This is a genomic window from Terriglobales bacterium (genome assembly GCA_035454605.1).
Taxonomy (GTDB): domain Bacteria; phylum Acidobacteriota; class Terriglobia; order Terriglobales; family Acidobacteriaceae; genus DATMAB01.
Genome location: DATIGQ010000183.1, coordinates 1 through 3,369, shown reverse-complemented (window position 1 = coordinate 3,369; position 3,369 = coordinate 1). Strand labels below are relative to the sequence as shown.

Annotated in this window: 5 protein-coding genes; 1 reads left to right on the top strand and 4 read right to left on the bottom strand. The window is 64.3% G+C overall.

What is annotated here, in order from left to right; genetic code table 11:
* Together VLE48_12960 and VLE48_12955 are read right to left on the bottom strand one after the other, a co-directional pair.
* The coding region (locus tag VLE48_12960) for an enoyl-CoA hydratase/isomerase family protein (GenBank protein ID HSA93916.1) at positions 1-517 on the bottom strand (517 nt) is incomplete at its 3' end.
* 49 nt (positions 518-566) lie between these two features.
* Positions 567-983 carry a cobalamin B12-binding domain-containing protein gene (locus tag VLE48_12955; GenBank protein ID HSA93915.1) on the bottom strand — a complete coding sequence of 139 codons (417 nt, stop codon included), beginning with the start codon at positions 981-983 and terminating at the stop codon, positions 567-569.
* 84 nt (positions 984-1,067) lie between these two features.
* Between VLE48_12955 and VLE48_12950 the strand changes: the two genes are divergently transcribed.
* Positions 1,068-1,580, top strand: a complete 513-nt coding sequence (locus VLE48_12950) for a VOC family protein (protein ID HSA93914.1) — start codon at positions 1,068-1,070, stop codon at positions 1,578-1,580.
* A gap of 72 nt (positions 1,581-1,652) precedes the next feature.
* Here VLE48_12950 and VLE48_12945 read toward each other — a convergent pair whose 3' ends face one another.
* Positions 1,653-2,597 carry an SDR family oxidoreductase gene (locus VLE48_12945; GenBank protein ID HSA93913.1) on the bottom strand — a complete coding sequence of 315 codons (945 nt, stop codon included), beginning with the start codon at positions 2,595-2,597 and terminating at the stop codon, positions 1,653-1,655.
* A gap of 106 nt (positions 2,598-2,703) precedes the next feature.
* Positions 2,704-3,114: a MaoC family dehydratase gene (locus VLE48_12940; protein ID HSA93912.1), complete on the bottom strand. Its 411-nt coding sequence runs from the start codon at positions 3,112-3,114 to the stop codon at positions 2,704-2,706.
* Between the last annotated feature and the right edge of the window lie 255 nt (positions 3,115-3,369).

The window sequence follows — 3,369 nt, the reverse complement described above, 5'->3', positions numbered from 1 at the left end:
ACGCCTCCGTCGCGTGCAGCTTTTCCGCCGCTGTGAACATGGCGAGCGCCCGGCCCTTGCCGATCAGCCTGGGCAGCCGCTGCGTTCCGCCCCAGCCGGTCATCAGGCCCAGCGCCGCGCCGCGATGCCCGAACAGGGCGTGGGGCGCGGCGATGCGTCCGGCGCAGGCCAGCGCCAGGTCCAGCCCTCCTCCCATGCAGTACCCGGAGATCGCGGCAATCGCCGGGGCAGGGAAGTTGTCCACGGCGTTCATCAGCGCCTGTCCCTCGCGCGCGAACTCCAGCGCCTCGGTGCCGGAGAGAGCCGCAATCTCATTCAGGTCTGCGCCCGCCGAAAAGAAGCGGTGGTTCCCGGTGAGGATCAGCGGCAGCACCGGCCGGGCGCGTGCCAGCTCCCCCACCGTCTGCGTGAGCTTCCGGATACATTCCCGCGTCAACCGGTTGGTGCCGTCCGCCGACTGCAGCCGGATGAGGTTGCAGCTTCCTCGTTCTTCCAGCTTGGGGAAAGTAGAACTCAAGCGGGATGCTGGCAGCGGCGAGCGGAAAGCGAAAGGCGGAGGGCGCATTTCATGCCGGCACGCCGCGCGGCTTCACGTTGCCGCGGATGAACTGCACGATCTCCTCCAGCGACGTCCCCGGCTGGAAGATGCCCGCCACCCCGGCCTGCTTCATGCGCGCGATGTCCTCGTCGGGGATGATGCCGCCGATTACCACCAGCACGTCATCCATCTTGCTTTGCCGCAACAGCTCCATCACCCGCGGCACAATGGCGTTGTGCGCCCCGGAGAGGATCGAAAGCCCGATCACGTCCACGTCTTCCTGCAGGGCGGCGTTGGCGATCATTTCCGGCGTCTGCCGCAACCCGGTGTAAATCACTTCCATGCCGGCATCGCGCAGCGCCCGCGCAATCACCTTGGCCCCGCGGTCGTGCCCGTCCAGGCCCGGCTTGGCCACCAGCACGCGTATCTTGCGTTCGCCTGCCATCGCGGCACTATTTAACCACAGCGCAGCCGAATGCGCCGTGATAGCCGTATACAATGGCCGCCTATTCCAACCGCGAGCGCCGCCATGCCGAAAAAGGCCGGGAAGAAGGTCAGAAAGCCAAAGTCCAAATCGAAGCCCAGGCCCAAGCCCAAGAAGCCGGCTCAACCCCGGGGCCTCGACCTCAACCACGCCATGGTCTACGTGCGCGACGTTGAACGTGCCTTGCCCTTTTACACCAAGCTGCTGGGCATGAAAGTGGTGGACGAATTCCGCTACGAAGGCAAGCCCGTTTACGCCCGCCTGTGCGCGCCGTTCGGTGAAGGCACCATCGCCTTGCACATGGCTGGACCGGGAGCGTCAGTCGCCGCGGAAGGCGTGCGGCTCTACTTCGAGACTCCCGACCTGGACGAATTCTGCCGCAGGCTGCGGGAGAAAGGCGTGTACTTCATCCAGCTTCCACGCATGATGCCCTGGGGCTGGAAGCACGCTTACCTCAACGACGCCGACGGCCACGAAATCAGCCTCTACTGGGCCGCCGGCGGCCGTATGAAAAAGACCATCATGCGCGCCGCCAAGAAAGCGGCGAAGGCCCGGTAGGCTGTTGGGCCTGTGGCTGGCTCTGGCGGAAGGTGGAGTGCGGAAAGCGAACTGGAAACTGGAAACTCGAAACTAGGAACCGCCCTTCCGGTACCACTCCACCGTTCTTCTGAGCCCCTCTTCCAGGTCCACCGTCGGCTCGTACGCCAAGTGCTTCTTGGCCAGGCTGATGTCGGCCAACGAGTGCTTGATGTCGCCCGCGCGCTCCGCCTCATGCTGCGGCTCGCCCGCGAATCCCGTCAACTTCTTCACCAGCCGGCAGACCTCGTTGATGGTGACCCGCTTTCCACCGGCGATGTTGAACACCCGCCCCGCCACTTCCGCAGCCGGCCGGGTGCAGGCCAGCAGGTTGGCCGCGACGGCGTTGTCGATGTAGGTGAAATCCCGGCTCTGCTCTCCGTCGCCATAGATCACCGGCGGCTTGCCGTCCAGCATCCGGGTGATGAACCGCGCCAGCACCGCGGAATATTCCGAGTTCGCGTCCTGCCGCGGCCCGAAAATGTTGAAGTAGCGCAGCGACACCGTCTCCAGGCCGTAGCAGCGCCAGAACGACGTCATGTACAGTTCTCCCGCCAGCTTGGCCACGGCGTAAGGTGAGATCGGATCGGGCGTCATGTCTTCGCGTTTGGGAAGCGTAGGCGTATCCCCGTACGCGGAAGACGACGCCGCGTACACCACGCGCTTCACTCCCGCCTTCCTTGCGGCCTCCAGCAGGTTCACGGTGGCGTCTACATTCGCCCGGTTCGAGCCCACCGGGTCAGCCACCGAGCGCGGCACCGACGGAATGGCTGCCTGGTGCAGCACGTAGTCCACGCCCCGGCAGGCTTCGGCCGCGACCGCGGCGTCCAGCAGGTCGGCTTGGCGAAAGTCGATTCTCTTGTCGATGCCGGCGATGTTCTCCATGCGGCCGGTGGAGAGGTTGTCCACTCCGCGCACCTGCTCCCCGCGCTCTACCAGCGCATGGGCAATGGCAGATCCGATAAAACCCGCAACTCCAGTGATGAGGTAGAGCGGCATGAATGGGTAACCGTGTTCTACAGGCCGCAGGTCGCAGGGTCAAGCCAAGGCGTGACATTCGGCTGAAACTGAAAACAACCGAGAACTGAGAACTGGGAACTAGAAACTAGCCTCCCTCCCACATCACCACCGCCTCTCCCTCCATCACCACCTCATCCTTGTGATTCACGCAGCGCGTCGCCAGCGTGAGAATCGGCTTGTCCGCGCGTATCTTCGTCACTTCTACGCTCGCCGTGACGGTATCTCCCACCCGCACCGGCTTCAGGAAACGCGCGCTCTGACCCAGGTAAATGGCTCCCGTGCCCGGCAGCTTCATCCCGATGAGGTGCGAGATCAGCCCCAGACAGATGACCCCATGCGCGATCCGCCCGCCGAAGCGGCTGCGCCCGGCATAGGCATCGTCAACGTGCAAAGGGTTGTAATCGTCGAACAATGCGGCGAACGCCTGGATTTCCTTGTTGCCGATGGTGCGACTAACCGAGGCCGAATCACCGGGCTTGAACGGCAGGGAAGACATGGCTGCCTCCGCGAATCCTGCTCAGGATAACCCGCCCGGGCGCCGTCACCACTGTCGCCCCGAGCGCAGCCCGCCATCCGCGGGCGCAGTCGAGGGGCAATGCATCTGCTGTTTTTGTGGAATTGGAAACTGGAAACTCGAAACCGCCTAATGCACTTCCGGCTTCTCTCCCAGCGCCTCGTCCTTCGGCGCTTTTTGCCCGCCCATGTGCCGCACGTCCGCCCCGCTCACCCAGAAAATCACATCCTCGGCGAT